Raw genomic sequence first — 17,643 nt, forward strand, 5'->3', positions numbered from 1 at the left:
ACTAATTGTTACAAGAGCTACTACTTATAAAGCAAATATGATGCCCGACGGCGGCCGAATTCTGTCAATGCCGCCTGCCAGGATCTTTCGATCTGTTCGGGCGTTTCACCCCTTTTTAATCGGTCAAGCACATCTTGGTTTACGAGCAACCTCAAATATCGGTCCGCCTGCCACTCCGCCGGATAGAACTTTCTGATCGCCGCTGCGATCTCGATGCCGGTTCTGACCGAATTGAACCGCGAACGATCCGTGATCACGATATTGACGCCGCCGAGGTCTTCGTCCTTAAAGACGGATGCTTTCGGTTTGAACCGGACAGGAACGAACCGCACGCCGGGATTATTTCTCTCATTCAGATATTGAGCCAACCGCCTGCCATCGAGCCAAGGAGCTCCGATGACCTCAAAGGGCGTATCGGTCCCGCGTCCGACGCTGAGGTTCGTGGTCTCGAGCAGTCCGATGCCCGGATAGAGCGTCGCCTGCGTCAGCGAACGCATATTCGGCGACGGGTTCACCCACGTCTGCCCCGTTTCGTCGAACCACATCGACCGCGACCAGCCTTCCATCTTGACGACGCGAAGGTCGGCTCCGATCTTCCGCTCGGCGTTCATCATCTGGCCAAGCTCGCCGATCGTCAGGCCGTAGCGGACAGGAATGGTGTGAGCAGCGATGAACGATAGTTTGTCTTCCTCCGCAAGCGAGCCTTCGACCTCATTACCGTTGATGGGGTTGGGCCGGTCGAGAACATACACCGGGATCTTCGCCTTCGCGGCTTCCTCCATCACATTCTTGAGCGTCGCGGTGTAAGTGTAGAATCTCGCTCCGATGTCCTGAATGTCGTAGACGATCGCGTCGAGCCCCTGCAACTGCTCCTGCTTTGGCCGACGCATGCCGTCCTTATAGAGCGAGTAAACCGGCAGCCCGGTCTTCTCGTCCTTCGTATCGTCGATCTTCTCCGTATCAAGCTCACCGCGTATTCCGTGCTCGGGTGCAAAGATCGAGACGAGGTCGACGTTCTTCGCTTCATGCAAGATATCGATCGTCGATTTCCCTGCCAGATTCCGTCCGGTGTGATTTGTTACCAAGCCGATCTTCTTGCCTTCGAGCTCCTTAAAGTTGGTCTTTTCGAGAATGTCGATGCCGTTCAAAACCGTCAAAGTATGTACGGACTGCGTCCCGCCCGCTTGCCGGCGAGCCGCTTCGGCCCGAGCGACAAATCCCGGCACCTGTGCCGCGACCGCCGCGTTGAACTTCGCTTCGGCCTCTTTCCATTTCTCGATCGGGAGGTCTTCGATCGCGGATGCGACGATGGTCGCGACTTTCCCGCGGAGCGGGGTCACGTCGCCTTTGCCGTCTGGATGGACGCGGTTAGAGAGGAAGACGTAGAACGTCTGCGACGTTGGGTCGATCCAGATGCCGGTGCCGGTGAATCCCGTGTGGCCGAACGACCCCAGCGGAAACAGATCGCCACGGTTAGCCGAGAACGACGTGTTCATGTCCCACCCAAGCCCGCGTGCCGACCCGTCCTCCGCAACCACATACGGCTGCGTCATCTTCGCGATTGTCTGAGCGGAGAGGACACGCTGCCCGCTAGAGGCGGAAACCCCACCTGTAGGGAGGGTGTACTTACGCCTGCCAGAGACACCCTCGCTACCGCTCGGGTTTCTGCCTGTGGAGGCCGGAGCCACGCCGCCGTTCAAGAGCATCTGCGCGTAGCGAGCGAGATCGTCGGCGGTCGAGAAGAGCCCGGCGTGACCAGCGACACCACCCATTCGGTACGAGGTCGGATCGTGCACCCGCCCGCGAAGAATTTCTTTGCCGGAGGTTTCGTCTCCCTCAAATTTCGAACCAAGATAACTATCTTGGCCCCTAATGTTTTCCGTAGGCGCGACGGATGACTTGTGGCGTCGATAAAAAGCTACATCCTTGGTAACGTCACCGTACTCACTGACAAATCCGACAGGCATGTCAACGAACGCAGCGCGATACGGGTGGAAGAAAGTGCGTCCTCGGTTGAGAAGGTCGCGTGGACCAATTATCGGTGTGTAGACCGATTCTTGGAAAAAAGTACTGACCCCGGATTTTGTGATCCGATGTAGAATCTCCCCCAACACAATGAAGCCGATATCCGAATAAACAAACCTCGTCCCTGGCGGGTTACGAAGCTTCTCCTTCTTCAACGCCGCGAGCATTCCGTCGCGGCCGGTCCATTTTTCACCGAGATCGAAATCGGGGCGGTAGCCGGAGGTGTGAGTTAGGAGCTGCTGGATAGTGACACGTTTGGCGGACTCGTCGTCGATATCGGGGATGAACTTGCCGACCGTATCGTTCAGCCGGAGCTTGCCCTGTTCGACAAGGATCATTATCGACGTAGCGGTCGCAACGGGCTTGGTCAGCGACGCGACATCGAAGATCGTATCGACCGTCATCTTCTCGACCGTCGGTACAAGCGAGCGGTTGCCGAACGCCTTTCTATATACGATCTTCCCTTTGCGTCCGACGATAACGACCGCTCCAGGAAGTTTCTTATCAGCGATGTCAGCAAGTACGATCTGCTCGATCTGATCCAGCTTCGCCGCGTTCATCCCGACCGAAGCCGGCGCGGCCAGCGGCAGCCCCTGGGCAGCGGTCATAAAAGAAAGCGATCCCGCGAGAACAAAAAGCCTCACCGAAAACACAAGGCTGCGGAACACACCTGACTTCCTTAAACTTGAAAAGCGAACGCTCATTCTCTTGATCTTTCTTCTCTCCTTTCGTGCCGTTGCGATTCTGCCGGAAACTACCTCTTGGCCTTGAGTTCTTTTTCCCGCTCAGCAAAACTCTCCTTGCATAATCTTACAAACTCTTTCCCGATCGGCGAGAAATGGCCGCCTCGCAGACGCGCCAGGCCAAGTTCCCATTTGATCTCGGCACCTTCGATCAGCCACGAAACGAGCCTGCCTTCGCGGATCTCCTTCGCGACCGATTTCGCACCGGTCATCCCGACACCGAGGTTGTTCTCGACCATCATATTGATCGCCTCTTGACGCGAAAGTTCCATCGTGATGTTTGGGCGAACGTTGGCCGCATTGAAAAATTCGTCGATCATCCGGCGCGTGTTGCCGCCGCGTTCTCCGAGGATGAGGCTTTCGCCTGCGAGAGTTGCAGCGCTGATATATTTCTCTTTTGCGAGCGGGTGCTTTGGATGGGCGATGGCTACTATCTCGTCCGAAAACAGCGATTCGGTACTGATGTTGAGATTATCGACCGGCAGCGAAACGAAGGCTGTATCGATCTCGCCGTGCATGATCTTATCGACAAGTTTCTGGCTAGTTCCCGATGAAACCGTCAGCTCGGAATTCGGAAACTTCTCTTTCAGCTTATGCATAATCGCCGGCAGTTGATTCATCGCAAAAGTGCCGGATGCAGAGCCTATCCGCAGTCGTCCGTATTCCGCACCTGCTACCTCGGCGATCTCTGCAAGTGCCGAATCATGTTCGCGAAGTATCTTTCGAGCCCGTTCGAGCAGGTATTCGCCGGCTTCGGTCAATATCACGCGGCGTGGCGTGCGGGTAAAAAGCTGTAAGCCGACCTCGTCCTCAAGCTGACGGATCTGCATCGAGATCGCGGCCTGGGTCACATTCACGCGGCGTGCTCCGGCGGTAAACGTCTTAGCCTCTGCGATCGCCAGAAATGCTTTTAACTGTCGTATCTCCATCGCGTTTTATTGGAACAACCGGGTGTGATAATAACGTCTTCGTATCAAAGACGCTTATTGATAACATAAAATCTGTTAAATTTGATTATATGTCAAGTATGTCGCAGTATATAGCGACATTTTTAGCATTTTTTTTCCCCAATGGCTTTACGCTCCGCAAAAGGCAAACGATCGAAAGAGCCTCACCAGTTGTATCTAGGGGTTGACGGCGGAGGAACAAAGACGCATATCGCCGTGATGAACGCGAGCGAGAAAGTAATATGCGAAGGATCTTCCGGGCCGTCCAATCCGCTGCGTGTCGGTGTCGAAACCGCTGTAAACAATATCGTTAAGGCCGTTAACGATGCATGCGACGAAGGCGGCGTTTCACGCGGAGACATCGCAGCAGCCACACTCGGCCTTGCCGGAGTCCGGCGTGCGGACCTTAAACAACGCGTCCGCGAGAGTTTTGTCGAGCGGCTCCGTATCCGGCGAACCCTTGTCGTCACCGACGCCGAGATCGCTCTTTACGCAACGACAATGGGCAAGCCCGGTCTCGTGGTGATCGCCGGTACTGGTTCGGTGTGCTTGGGAATGAACGCTGGCGGCGAGATCGCAATATCGGGCGGTTGGGGGCCGCTCGCGGGCGATGAAGGCGGCGGCGTCGGCATCGCACAAACGGCCCTTCACGCCGTGGCAAAGGCATCCGACGGTCGCGGAATCGCAACGATATTGAGCGACCGTGCATCGGAGTATTTCAGAGCTTCCGGCCCTGAGAACCTGATAGTTGCGATCTATTCGCCGCAGGTCGACAATACACGCATCGCCGGATTCGCGCGGCTGGTCGTCGAGACGGCTCAGGCGGGCGACGCCGTCGCTGTAAACATTCTTGAGGAGGCCGGCTCGGAACTTGGCCTCGCGGCATGCGCCGTCATTGAAAAGCTCAAGCTCACCCGAAAAAAGATACCGATCGGCTGCGTCGGCAGTGTCTTCAATGCCGGAGAACTTTTGACACGACCGATGATCGACGTTGTGCACACCGTTGCGCCGCTCGCGTATTTGACCGAACCGCTGATGCCGCCGGCACACGCCGCCGCGCTTATGGCCCTGCGAAACAGCAACGGTTCGCTGAATGGAGGAAACCGATAGATCGATGCTTCCGATCACTGAACAAGAGAATCCAAAAACGGTCAATATCGACGAAGTTTCTACGATCGAAGCGCTGCGGCTGATCAACGAAGAAGACAAACTGGTCGCGATCGCGGTCGAGAGGGTTTTGCCGCAGATCGCCGATACGACCGATAGGATCGTCGGCCGCCTGCAGAACGGCGGACGGTTATTTTATGTTGGCACCGGCACGAGCGGACGGCTCGGGGTGCTGGACGCGTCGGAGATACCGCCGACGTACGGCGTTTCGTATGATCTCGTTCAGGGGATCATTGCAGGCGGCTGGGACGCACTTTATAAAGCCAGCGAGGCGAGCGAGGATAACAAACAGGCGGGTGCCAATGATCTTATCGACCGAGGGGTCAACGGTAAGGACGCAGTTGTCGGCGTCGCCGCTTCGGGGAGGACTCCGTATACGATCGGAGCTGTTGAATATGCCCGAAGCATAGGCTGCTTTACGGCTTGTATCGTCTGCAACCCCGAATCGGCGATAACCAAGGCAGTCGATGTCGCTATCGTGCCGGTAGTTGGCCCCGAGGCCATCACCGGCTCGACCCGGATGAAATCCGGCACCGCCCAAAAACTGGTGCTCAATATGATCTCGACCGTCACGATGATCCGGCTTGGCTATGTCAAAGGCAATCGCATGACGAACGTAAAGCCGTCGAACGAAAAACTCCGCGACCGCAGCCTGCGTATCCTGATGGCAGAAGCCGGGCTTGATGAGACCGCAGCAGGAGAGTTGCTTGAAACCGCCGGCGGCGACCTCCGCGTCGCTCTCGTTATGCACAAGGGGTCAGTCGACAGAGAAACCGCAGAAAGTGCCTTACAGCGTTCGGATCATGTTGTTGAAAGATCGCTCGAATTGTTGTCCGCTCAGCAGTGAAGTGACGGTTGGTGAAGAATGAAAAGGTTCGTATTCAGCATTGCTTTCATTTTGCTCTTGCTTTGCGAAACTGCAACCGCATGTACGGTCACGATCCGTGGACTTAGAGTGGAGTTTCGTCGGTCGAGCCAGATCTTTACTGGCGAGTTCGTGGGGTTTGATGATGGTTCCACCTACGAGATCCCGACATGGCTCTCGGAGAAATGGAAACCCGACGCCACTTTAGTAAAGGCAACTTTCAGAATCGAGAAAAGCTGGAAGGGTCAGCGATCGGGAAACATTTCACTTTATATAAACCCAACGTGCGATTGCCCGATGCGCTTTTTTGTTCCTTCGAAGGGCCAGGAGTTGGTTATCTTTGCGGACAAGGACGGCGTGGTAGATAGTTGCAATTTCCAGCACGTTATTGAAATGAAGGATGAAAAGTCGAAAGCGGAAGCCAAAGGCGTAACCGATAAACTTGACTCGTTCTGGTTCCGAACATGGGCACGAATTTATCCGTTCTGATGAAAGAACCCGATGCTGAAATATTAAATGCCGCTCTCGAGTTGGCCACTGAGTGGGGCGAGAATTTCCGCAAGCCGATCGATGAGCGGATGAAGGCAAAGTTTCCCGGCCTTACCGATGGTGAGATCAGTGACGCAGAGTCGATCGCAAAGACCGCTGAAAGTAGAATTTACGAATTAGCCGAAATGGAAGAACGCGGCGAAATATCGGAAACTGATATCACACGGATCGCCGCAGAGCAATTTCCTTGGATCGACGCGGGTCAGATCGCTCGATTGAAGAACATAGGAATGTATTACGCCCGCAGATAGCTGGAGATAGAATTCGATGCAAACACTCGACCTCATCATAATATTCGGCTATCTGATCGGCATCACGGCCTTTGGCATTTGGTATGCCGGCAAGCAGGAAACGACCGAGGACTACTTCGTCGGCGACCGCAACGTGCCGTGGTGGGCGATCGCGATGTCGATCGTCGCGACCGAGACCAGCACGATCACATTTATTTCAGTTCCGGGCATCGCGTTCGCACGCGGCGGTAATTTTCAATTCCTGCAGCTTGTCTTCGGCTATCTTCTCGGCAGGGTCGTCATTTCGCTCGTTTTTATTCCGCTGTATTTCAGGGGCGAACTGCAGACGGTCTATCAACTGCTTGGCGATCGTTTTGGCGGCAAGGTCAAAATGCTCGCATCGGGCCTTTTCGTCGTAATGCGAAACATTGCTGACGGGATCCGCTTATTATTGACGGCTATCGTTCTCGCCGCCGTTTACACTGCATTTAACCCCAATACAGATCCGGCATATGTCATCGTTGGTTCGATCCTGATCCTCGGCATCGTGATGATCGTTTTCACGTTCTACGGCGGCATAGAGGCCGTCATTTGGATCGAGGTCGTCCAGCTCGTTATCTATGTTGGTGGCGCGATCGCTGCGGCTGTCGTCCTGATCAACAGCATCGACGGCGGCATTGGCGGAGCGATCGAGCTCGGCAGACAATACGATAAGTTCTCACTTTTTGATCTCAATCTCGATTTTGCCAAGACCTATACCTTTTGGGGCGGCGTTCTCGGCGGGTGTTTCCTGACGATGTCCACCCACGGGACAGATCAGTTCCTCGTTCAGCGATATCTGTGCACAAATAAGCCGAGCGCCGCGATCGCGGCGTTGATGACCTCGGGTGCCGTCGTCCTCGGTCAATTCATTGGCTTTCTTTTCATCGGTGTTCTGCTATTCGCGTTCTTCGCCCCGTATGGCGATCCCCTTTACCAGAATTTTGCAGAAGCATGCGCAAAATTGAATCCTGATATGGCCTCGCGGTGCTTTACGGATGCTGCATTTGCACGTACTTCGAGCGCGAATTTCCCCTTTACGGGCGGTGATAAGGTCTTCCCGAACTTTATCACCCAGCATATGCCGACGGGCCTTTCGGGCCTGGTTGTTGCGGCTATCTTTGCAGCCGCGCTCTCGTCGTCGCTCAATTCGATCGCCTCGACAGCGGTCAACGACCTTTATAAGCCATTTGCTAAAGACAAGTCGGACAAGCAGTTGATGCGGATCGCCGGCATCCTTACGGTCGTGGTCGGTATCGTTCAGATCGCGATCGCCGTCGGGCTCAAGGATGCAAACAGTTCAGCACTTAGCATGGCCCTGGCGGTCGCATCGCTCATCAATGGCCCGATACTCGGTGTCTTTCTGGTAGGTACGTTCCTCAAGAAAGCACGCGAGATTCACGCATTGACCGGAATGTTGATCAGCATTCTTGTAATGACGTATGTCCTTCTCGCATCTAATGGTTTTGTTCCCGGCCCGGTCATCGCGTGGCCATGGTACGCACTGATCGGCAGCTCGATCACGATAATTGTTGCATTCATAACGACATTGGTAATTCGAAATAATGAAAAAGCTTCTTAGCATCGCAATTGCAGTTTCGATCTTTTCTCATCTGCTTTCAGGCATGGCAGCGGCGAATCCGCGTTCCGGGTTCCGAGACCCGCGTTCGCGCTTTGAGCCGTCGAAAAAGGCTTGGGCATTTGCTGAAAAGACCGTGAAGAAAATGACCGTCGAGGAAAAGGTCGGACAGCTCGTGCATGTCGGCATAAACGCCCGATTTGCTAACCAGGAGAGCTGGTTTTTCAAAGATCTTCGGCGTCACGTGACGGAAAACAAGATCGGCGGCATCATATTTTTCGGGGCCCCGATCTACGAAACGACACATATCGCTAACCGAATGCAGGAAGCGGCGAAATATCCATTGCTGATGTCGCTCGACGCTGAAACTGGCATCGGAATGCGGTTCGAGGACGCGACGAACTTTCCGTGGGCGATGGCGGTCACCGCGACAGGCAATCCTGAATTCGCTCGCCGGATGGGCGTCGTCACGGGCCGCGAAGCCCGTGCGATCGGCATACAGCATGTGTATGCTCCCGTGCTCGACGTGAATAACAATGCCGCGAATCCCGTGATCAATGTCCGCAGCTTTGGCGAAGATCCCGAAGACGTCGCGAGATTCGGAGTCGCATTCGCCGAGGGAATCCAATCGCAAAAGGTCATCGCCACCGCCAAGCATTTCCCCGGCCACGGCGACACAAATGTAGATTCGCACCGCGGCCTTCCGATCATCGATCTACCTCGTTCACGCTTTGATTCGCTTGAACTCGTTCCTTTCAAGCGTGCCGTAGACGCCGGGATCGGCTCGATAATGGTCGCCCATATAGCCCTTCCGCAGATCGACGGCGAAGAGATCCGCCCATTGAAGGATTATCGCGGCGGCGATGCCGAAGCCGGAGCCGAGATCGTCTCGGAGAAAGCGTACATTCCGGCGACGCTATCGGCAAAAGTGCAGACCGACATCCTCCGCAAGGAGATGGGCTTTAAGGGCCTGATCGTTTCTGACGCGATGTCGATGAGCGGCCTGACGCTTTATTTTACGCAGGAAGAAGCCGGCGTCCGGGCTTTTCTCGCGGGTACGGATATTCTCGAGAAGCCGGAAGACGTAGATGCGATGCTTCGGGGATTGAGAGCGGCCGTCGCAAGCGGTCGAATTCCAATGGCTCGCCTGGACGAGTCCGTTACCCGCCAGATCGCATGGAAGCACGAACTCGGACTATTCAAAGATCGCTTCACGCCGATCGATCAGATCGACCGCATCGTTTCTTCGCCCGACGTCACACAGCTCTCCGACGAGATCGCAAATGCCGCCATAACCCTCGTCCGCCAAGGCGAGGGCGACCTGCCGCTCGACCGGTCGAAAAAGATCGCCGTGCTCGGCATTTCGAACGGCTTTGACGGCGGCGCGGTGATGAATCCGCTGGCGAGCACGCTGCGGTCGAACGGGCTCAGATTTACTCAAGCGTACCTGCAAGAGAACTCGCTGCAGGCACAGGTGGATGCCGCGAGAAAAGCGGTGAATGAAGCGGACACGGTTGTAGTCGGTCTCTATGGCCGCGTGCGGTCCGGTGCAAGGAACAGCGTAGGGATTCCCGAAAACGGCGCCGCCATCCTCCGCGAAGCCCTAGCCGACAACAAACGCGTCATCGGCATCAGCTTCGGCAACCCGTACATCCTGATGTCGTTCCCCGAGATGAAAACGAACCTCGTAGCCTATGGCGATATGCCGAGCCTCGGCCGAGCCGCCGGCCGCGCCATCCTCGGCCTGCAACCGGTCACCGGCAAACTGCCGATCTCTCTTCCGGGCCTGCATCCGAGGGGAACGGGGTTGAGCCTCATCGGACCAAAAGCGATCTCGATTCCAAGGCCACCGTTTCCCCCAGCGGCCCGAGCGATTAGGGCTTTCGGCGACGTGGTCGTTCAAGCAACTGTGAATATGGACGGGACGGTCGCGACCGCGCGAGTATTGTCTGGACATCCGCTACATAGACGAGCATCCGAGGATGCCGCAATGAAGAGCCGATTCGAGGTAAGCGATAGTCAGTCTGCCCGCTATGTGACCCTTATCTACAGATTTTCAGAAACGGCTGATAACCTCGTTTGCTGCGAACAATATCCCTACGTAATTCCGGTTGTCGCGGGACCAGTCGAGATCAACTTCTCCCGATCCTTCTCATGAGCCACGCTTGGGTGATTCCCCACTTCTTAGAAATTCAAAACAACCGTCTCAACATCGACGGCGTCGATGCCGTCGAGCTTGCACTCGAGCACGGCACGCCGCTGTTCATCTACAGCGAGAATCGCATCCGACACAACGTCGAGCGGCTAAAGAAAGCGGCATCGGTTATCGACCGTCCGCTGAAGCTTTGCTATGCGGCGAAGGCGATGTCCACGCTCGGCATCCTGCGGGCGGTAAAAGACGCGGGTTCGGACATCGAGGTCAACTCCGGCGGCGAATTGTGGAAGGCGTTGCGGGTGGGCTTCACCGGCGAGCAGATCAACTATAACGGCAACAGCAAAGAGATCTGGGAACTCGAACTCGCCATCTCGAACGACGTTTACGCGATCCAGGTCGATTCTCTTTACGAGCTTTCGCTTATCGAGGAAACCGCGAAACGGATCGGAAAGCCGGCGAACGTCAGTCTCCGCCTTGTGCCCGAGATCAAGACCGGAACGCACAGCGGATTGCAGACCGCTCTCGTCACGTCGAAGTTCGGGATGATGCCGGACGAGGCTTTCACAGCGTTTGCACAATACAAAGGATCGCCGCACGTAAATCTCAACGGCATTCACCTGCACATCGGCTCGCAGCTTCCCGAATCGCAAGCCTACGTCGATGCGTTTCGAATGCTGACCGACTCGATGATGCGTATTTTCGACGCAACCGGCATCACGCTAAAGCACATCAATCTCGGCGGCGGATTTCCGGTCAACTATCTCCGCGACGGTTCTGGTGCATCGCAATTTCCCGCCGAACAGCGTGAGATGTTCTCGGCCGATTTCGAACCCGCAGATGCAGTTGGGCAGGCGTGGACCGAAGCAAGGAAGTTCGCAGCCGATTGCGGATCATCACATCTCTTCGACGACCTGACCCTTCTCCTCGAACCAGGCCGGTCGATCATCGCCGACGCCGGCATTTGTTTAACGTCAGTCAGAAACAATAAAGAGCGTCCCGTCCAGCAATCTGAAATCGCAAATCGGAAATCGCAGATCGCAAATGATACCTGGCTTCTCACCGACGCCGGTTTCAACATTCTGCTCTCGATGGAAACCTATAAGTGGTACTACCATCTGATATCAGCCGAGCGAGCCGGTGACGCGCACGACACACCGTACAAACTCGCGGGCCCGCTGTGCGACGGAGGCGATGTCTACTTCGACCACGAAGGCCACGGCCGTCTCCCCGAACACCGTCTGCTGCCCGCCGATATGAAACCCGGCGATGTCCTCGCCCTCCTCAATTGCGGAGCGTATTCGCTCGCCCAGGCGTCGCAGTACAATGGACGATTCCTGCCGCCGGTCGTCCTGATAAAAGAAAACGGCGAACCCGAGCTAGTTCGCCGCCGAGAAACCTTCGATGATCTGATCGCTTCCGACCTGTGATCAGAGAATATTCTTCATTAATATTGACCGCAGTATTTCGTTTTGCTCCTCGCTGACTGCGATCCCTGCACTGGCGAAAACGCTGGACAGGCTCGCGAGTGCTACGACCTTTGCACTCTCGCTCTTGATCTCAGCAATATTCTCGAGGTTCGCCGACGCCAGCTTTCGTGCTTCATCCGCTTCGCCGAGGTCTATCAGCCTGCTGGCGATCTCAGAGAACGCCATCGCCCTTGACGAACTCTGGCTGACCGTATCGCCCCCGTCAACCGCCTCTCTCAGCAGTGACAATGATTCGTCCTTCGAGCCCTCTCTTGCAGCAGCGTCGCTCATTCCGATAAGTGCGAAAGTTCGGGCCGTCTCATCCTCTATCGAATTCAGGGCTTGGCGTGCAAGTTCGCCATTGCCTTGACTCGTCATGATCTGCGCTATCTGCGATAACGCGGCCTTCGCCTGGTCGGCGTCCTCTATCCCTTCGGCGATCTCGATCCCGCGTTCGCCGCGTTCAAATCCGGCAAACTGTGCCGCGATCGATCCAAACAGTCCGTATCGCAGCTTGCTGTCGCGTGTTTCGGTCTCACGCTGCGACCGCAGAACCTCGTAGGCTTCATCAAGAGCTTCGAACGCATCGTCGTGCTCATCGCGCCGCCAATATTCGCGTGCGAAGCCGAGCAATGCCGTCGCGATCTGAGTCTTATCTGTGACCGCATCGAGCGTCCGGTCGGCAAGTTCCACGCTTCCTGCCCGTATGAAACCATGTGCGGCGGCCGCGAGCAGATTGTCGCGGTGAACATTGTCGAGTTCTTCAGCAAACTCGCGGGCACGGTCAAGAGTTTCGATCGCACGGTCGCCGCGTTTCGCATCGAAATAAAGATTGCCGATGTCGATCAGCGTCCTGATCTTTTCTTCGTCGTGTTCGATCTCAAGCGCGAGCGAACAGGCAGTCTCAAGATATTCCACCGCCTTTTCATTCTCACCTTTTTCGACCTTCATCGAAGTTATAGCAAGCAAGGCAATTGCGGCGGAGCCCGGGTAATCGATCTCGGAGATGGTCTCCAGTGCTGCGGCCTCATCGCCGCGCTCAGCCTGCTTGACCGCGATGCCGCCTAAGGCGTGATCCGGGTGGATCACCGAGTCTGCGACCGCACGAGCGCCCGCAAGATCGCCTTTCTCAGCTTTGGTCAACGCAATAGCTTCGCGGGCCTGTGACTGTAGTCCGTATTCTTCGATCGCCTCGGCCAGTTGCAGAGCGTATTCGTCATCGTCCAGCTCGGCACACTTTGCGGCAACGGCGATCAGCAATCGGTCGCGGACGAACGGATCATCGACCGAATTCGAAAGCTCGGCGGCCAGATCGACCTCACCTTTCGCCAGATAATGCGGGATCACTGCAGCTATCGCTTCGGCTCGGTCATCACTCCCGCCGATCTCTTCCGCCAGGTAAGCTGCGCATGAAAGAAGGTCACCGCGAGCGTCTTCGCGTGAAATAAAATGTTCGCTCATATTGTTGAGATTCTTTGATCGACCCGGAGCAAATACACTTCGGCTAATTAATTCGCAAACTAGTTAACTGCGGTCGAATTATCCGCGATACATCAACGCCTTAACCAGAAAACGGCTAAGCAAAGACCCTTCGGAGTGATTCGGGCATCCAATCATCGAGCCTGACGGCTGTGGCGTCGGCACCGGCCGTACGCAGGACGTCGGCCGAGACCGTGTTGGTCACACCAAGAACCGGAAGATCAGCGGCCTTTCCCGCTTGAACTCCCTGCGGCGAGTCCTCTATCACGAGACAATCTGCATGGACCATCGGCAGGTGCGACTGTGCTATCCGATGCAGGTCGATCTGGCGGAATCCTTCGCGATAACATTCAGGGTCGGGCTTGTGTGTCGCAATGTCTTCGGCGCTGAGAATCACCGAGAAATAGGGCCGGAGGCCGGTCAGGTTCAATACATGGTCGATCTCTTCGCGCTTCGCCATACTGACGACCCCAAGTGCAAGTTCCTTTGACGATTTCTTGACAAAATTCTCAACGCCGTCAAAAATCGGGACGTCGCCGGAAACCGATTCGCGCCATTTTGCCGTCTTTGCATCAAGCACCGATCGAAGTTCGCTATCGTCGATCGGCTTTCCGGCCTCATCGAAAACCGACTTTACGAATGCCCGGTCGTTCATACCCATTCGGGCGTAATACGCCTCGTCGGTCAATTCGATGCCGTAGGGCCCCATCACCTCGCGGTATGCTTCACATTGTATCTGTTCGTCGTTGATGACGACGCCGTTCCAGTCCATCAGGATCGCTTTTATCATAGATATTTTCCGTCGAACATATTCCCTCGGCCGAGGATACCCTTCGGGTCGAACGCCTTCTTGAGCTCGGCCATCTCGTTAATGTAGCGCTCGCCCATCATCACATATAGGTACTTCGATTTCAGCTTTCCGATCCCGTGCTCAGCCGAAACCGTCCCGCCAAGCATCACCGCCTGCGCGACGAACCGTCCGTAAAGATGCCGTGCGCGTTCGGCTTCGGCATCATCCTTCGGCAGCAAATTCGCGTGCAAATGACAGTCGCCGATGTGGCCGAAGATGACGTAATCGATCCCACTCGCATCGAGCGTGTCTTTATAGAACTTCAGAAATCCCGGGAACGCTTCATCCGGAACCGCCATATCCGTCCCGATCTTCTTCTGCTTGTTGCGAACAACTCGCTCATTTACCGAAACCGGCAGAGCATGACGGAACGCCCGCATCCTTTCGCGGTCCTGCTCGTTCGTCGTGAACCACGAGGCGTCGAGATCAGCGTTGTGTTTCTCGAGAAGCTCGTTCCACGCCTCGAGCAACGCATCCTCGTTCGCCGACGTCGTTTCCTGTTCGAAAAAGATCGCCCCAGCCATTCCGGCTGGCGTCTCGGGAAATTTCTCTGAAATGAACGTCAAAGCGTGCGCGTCGAAGTATTCGAGAAGTGTTGCATCTATCCAATCGGCCATTTGCGATTCGCGATGATCAATCGACAGATGCTTCGCGGAATCAGTGAAATCGAGAAGGTCGTCCTCATTCCGAAAAAACACGATTCCGCTAAACGCACCTTCCGGTTTCGGCAAAAGGGATACTTCGATCCCAGTAACCACACCAAGCACGCCTTCGCTTCCTACGAAAAGGTCAATCGCGTCGAGCGGCTGGGCGTTGTAAAGACCGCTGACGTTCTTTCGAACATCCGGCCTTTCATAAGTCGGGACATCAACATCGATCGACGGACCACCTTCCGTCGTCAGCCGCATCCCAATTGAAGAGATAGCTTCTCCGCGAGATATGGTCAGTTTGTCGCCGCTTGCGAGAATAAGTTCAAGGCGCTGCACAAACTCCCGAGTCGCACCGTACTTGAAACTCCGCGCACCCGACGCGTTCGTCGCGACCGTCCCGCCGATCTGGCAGCCCCACTCGGTCGGGTCAGGCGGATAGAAGAGGCCTTCCGCTTCGACAGCCTTCTGAAAATCACCAAGAATAACTCCCGGTTCCACCACCGCTCGCAAGTTCGCCTTGTCGATGGATTTGATTCGATTCAGCTTCTCCAGCGAGATCACCCATCCGCCGAATGGTATCGCACCGCCGACCGTCCCCGTCCGCGCACCTGAGACCGTCACCGCCGTTCCTTGTTCATTCGCCTCACGCAATATTTCGGCGATCTCAGCTTCGCTTTCAGGTAGAAACAGCTTCTCCGCATGACCACCCGGCATATTGCTGGCGTCGGTCAGATAGTTTTGAATATCCTCTACTTGGGTTTTGACTTGCATACGATGCGGACTTTCAGTTTGATTCTACCGAATCCATCAAAATCCGCATAATCAGGACTTGTCGCGTAAACCAGCTTTACCGAACGACCAATTCCCTTTCGCGAAGGTATTTTAGTTTGTCCCGAAGCTCGGCGGCACGTTCGAATTTCATTTCTTTCGCAGCCTCGCGCATATCAGCCTCGAGCTGAGCCATGGTCTCTTTCAGTTGTTTCGGTGAATATTCGTCGAACGCATCGAGATCAAGAGGTATCTTGAAGTAGTCGGCCTCATACGCGGTCACCAAGGTTGCGTCGATCGACTTCACGATCGTCGTCGGCGTGATGCCATGATCGATGTTGTATTGTTCCTGGATCGCACGTCGCCGCTGGGTCTCGCCGATCGCATTTTCCATCGAGTTAGTGATCTTATCGGCGTAGAGTATTGCCTTGCCTTCGGCGTTACGTGCGGCACGGCCCATCGTCTGTATCAGCGAACGCTCTGATCGAAGAAATCCTTCTTTATCGGCGTCGAGTATTGCCACAAGCGAAACCTCTGGCAGATCCAGGCCCTCGCGAAGCAAGTTGATCCCGACCAACACATCGTATTCTCCGCGGCGAAGGTCCCGCAGTATCTTTATCCGTTCAAGCGTATGAATATCGCTATGCAGGTACGAGACCTTTACACCGACCTCTGCGAAATATTCGCTCAGATTCTCGGCCATTCGTTTAGTCAGGGTCGTGACCAGAACGCGCTCGTTCCGCTCGGCTCGCAATCGGCATTCTTCCAAAAGGTCGTCGATCTGTCCTTTTACCGGACGCACCTCGACGACCGGATCTAGCAATCCTGTCGGCCGGATGATCTGCTCGATGACTTCGCCTTGCGTTTTCTGCAGTTCGTACGGCCCCGGCGTGGCCGAGACATAGATCGTTTGGCCGATACGAGCTTCAAATTCCTGAAAGTTCAGAGGCCTGTTGTCCTTTGCCGAAGGCAGACGAAACCCGTATTCGACGAGTGTACCTTTGCGCGATTGGTCGCCCTTGAACATCGCTCCGACCTGGGGGATGGTTTGATGCGATTCGTCGATGACCATCAAGGCATTTTCCGGAAGATAATCGAGCAATGTAGGCGGCGGCTCACCTGGTCTCTTTCCGGTCAGGTGGCGCGAATAGTTTTCGATACCGCGGCAAAAACCCATTTCCTTTATCATCTCAAGGTCATACATCGTCCGCTGATGGAGCCGTTGTGCCTCGACCACCTTGCCTTCCGAGACAAGGTGCTTTTCATGCTCGTCGAGCTCGGCGCGGATCGTCTTTACGGCTTGCTTTATCGTTTGCTTCGACATCACGTAGTGCGTTTTTGGGTATATCGGCAGCCGCGATTCGTGCTTAAAAAGGACTTCGCCGAGAAGCGGGTCGATGGTCGAGATCGAATCGATCTCGTCACCCCAGAACTCAACCCGGTAGGCCTGATCCTGATAGCTCGGATAGATCTCGACCACATCGCCGCGTACCCTGAAATTACCGCGGTCAAAGTCGACATTTACTCGTTCATATTGCAGCTCGACCAACTTCTGCAGAAAGTCCTCGCGTTTTAGCTGCATTCCGGGTTCGATGAACATCAGCATCCCGAAATATGCGTCCGGATCACCGAGGCCGTAAATACACGATACCGATGCGACGACAATGACGTCCCGTCTTTCAAAGAGCGCCCTCGTTGCCGAGAGCCGCAGCCGGTCGATCTCATCATTTATCGTGGCTTCTTTTTCGATGTAGAGGTCCGAGGCCGGAACGTAGGCTTCCGGCTGGTAATAATCGTAGTAAGAAACGAAATACTCGACCGCATTGTCAGGAAAGAACGATTTGAACTCCTGATATAACTGCGCCGCGAGCGTTTTGTTGTGAGCCAGTACGAGCGTCGGCCGCTGGGTCTCGTTGATCAGATTGGCGATCGTAAACGTCTTTCCGCTGCCGGTTATCCCCAACAGGACCTGATCCTTGACGCCGGTGTTGATTCCCTCGACGAGTTGCCTGATCGCCTCAGGCTGATCACCCTTTGGTGTGTTTTCACTTATGAGACGGAATTGCATTGTTTAATCATAATACGACCCGAAGCCAAAAAAAAGCGAGCCGGCAGCTCGCGTCATTCATCG

At 55.3% G+C, this 17,643-nt stretch carries 13 protein-coding genes; 7 read left to right on the forward strand and 6 right to left on the reverse strand.

Annotated elements, in window-relative coordinates:
- Positions 1-20 precede the first annotated feature (20 nt).
- Both IPM28_00625 and IPM28_00630 read right to left on the reverse strand, forming a co-directional pair.
- Positions 21-2,729, reverse strand: coding sequence for a DUF1343 domain-containing protein (locus tag IPM28_00625; GenBank protein ID MBK9171502.1), 2,709 nt, complete (start codon positions 2,727-2,729; stop codon positions 21-23).
- 50 nt (positions 2,730-2,779) lie between these two features.
- On the reverse strand, positions 2,780-3,697 hold the full coding sequence (locus IPM28_00630; protein ID MBK9171503.1) for a LysR family transcriptional regulator: 918 nt from the start codon (positions 3,695-3,697) through the stop codon (positions 2,780-2,782).
- A 141-nt stretch (positions 3,698-3,838) separates the two neighbouring features.
- Between IPM28_00630 and IPM28_00635 the strand changes: the two genes are divergently transcribed.
- From IPM28_00635 to lysA, 7 genes are read left to right on the forward strand one after another with little or no spacing between them, the layout of a single operon-like run.
- Complete coding sequence (locus IPM28_00635) at positions 3,839-4,825, forward strand: hypothetical protein (protein MBK9171504.1); 987 nt, start codon at positions 3,839-3,841, stop codon at positions 4,823-4,825.
- 4 nt (positions 4,826-4,829) lie between these two features.
- Positions 4,830-5,729, forward strand: a complete 900-nt coding sequence (gene murQ / locus IPM28_00640) for an N-acetylmuramic acid 6-phosphate etherase (protein ID MBK9171505.1) — start codon at positions 4,830-4,832, stop codon at positions 5,727-5,729.
- A gap of 18 nt (positions 5,730-5,747) precedes the next feature.
- Entirely contained in the window at positions 5,748-6,236 is a 489-nt protein-coding gene (locus tag IPM28_00645; protein MBK9171506.1) for a hypothetical protein, read from the forward strand.
- The gene (locus IPM28_00650; GenBank protein ID MBK9171507.1) at positions 6,236-6,547 is read left to right on the forward strand and encodes a hypothetical protein; all 312 of its coding nucleotides are present in this window, start codon (positions 6,236-6,238) and stop codon (positions 6,545-6,547) included. The genes IPM28_00645 and IPM28_00650 overlap by 1 nt, the downstream gene beginning before the upstream one ends.
- Before the next feature lie 16 nt (positions 6,548-6,563).
- Complete coding sequence (locus IPM28_00655) at positions 6,564-8,147, forward strand: sodium/solute symporter (protein MBK9171508.1); 1,584 nt, start codon at positions 6,564-6,566, stop codon at positions 8,145-8,147.
- On the forward strand, positions 8,131-10,302 hold the full coding sequence (locus IPM28_00660; GenBank protein MBK9171509.1) for a glycoside hydrolase family 3 C-terminal domain-containing protein: 2,172 nt from the start codon (positions 8,131-8,133) through the stop codon (positions 10,300-10,302). The genes IPM28_00655 and IPM28_00660 overlap by 17 nt, the downstream gene beginning before the upstream one ends.
- The gene (lysA, locus tag IPM28_00665) at positions 10,299-11,726 is read left to right on the forward strand and encodes a diaminopimelate decarboxylase (GenBank protein MBK9171510.1); all 1,428 of its coding nucleotides are present in this window, start codon (positions 10,299-10,301) and stop codon (positions 11,724-11,726) included. The genes IPM28_00660 and lysA overlap by 4 nt, the downstream gene beginning before the upstream one ends.
- Here lysA and IPM28_00670 read toward each other — a convergent pair whose 3' ends face one another.
- From IPM28_00670 to uvrB, 4 genes are all read right to left on the reverse strand, one after another.
- Positions 11,727-13,226 carry a hypothetical protein gene (locus IPM28_00670; GenBank protein ID MBK9171511.1) on the reverse strand — a complete coding sequence of 500 codons (1,500 nt, stop codon included), beginning with the start codon at positions 13,224-13,226 and terminating at the stop codon, positions 11,727-11,729.
- Positions 13,227-13,341: 115 nt separating this feature from the next.
- Positions 13,342-14,034, reverse strand: coding sequence for an HAD family phosphatase (locus IPM28_00675; protein MBK9171512.1), 693 nt, complete (start codon positions 14,032-14,034; stop codon positions 13,342-13,344).
- Entirely contained in the window at positions 14,031-15,515 is a 1,485-nt protein-coding gene (locus tag IPM28_00680) for an FAD-binding oxidoreductase (protein MBK9171513.1), read from the reverse strand. Before IPM28_00680 ends, IPM28_00675 begins: the two co-directional genes overlap by 4 nt.
- A gap of 76 nt (positions 15,516-15,591) precedes the next feature.
- Entirely contained in the window at positions 15,592-17,580 is a 1,989-nt protein-coding gene (gene uvrB, locus IPM28_00685) for an excinuclease ABC subunit UvrB (GenBank protein MBK9171514.1), read from the reverse strand.
- Positions 17,581-17,643: the final 63 nt, after the last annotated feature.

This window comes from Chloracidobacterium sp. (assembly GCA_016716305.1).
In the GTDB taxonomy this organism is placed as follows: Bacteria; Acidobacteriota; Blastocatellia; order Pyrinomonadales; family Pyrinomonadaceae; genus OLB17.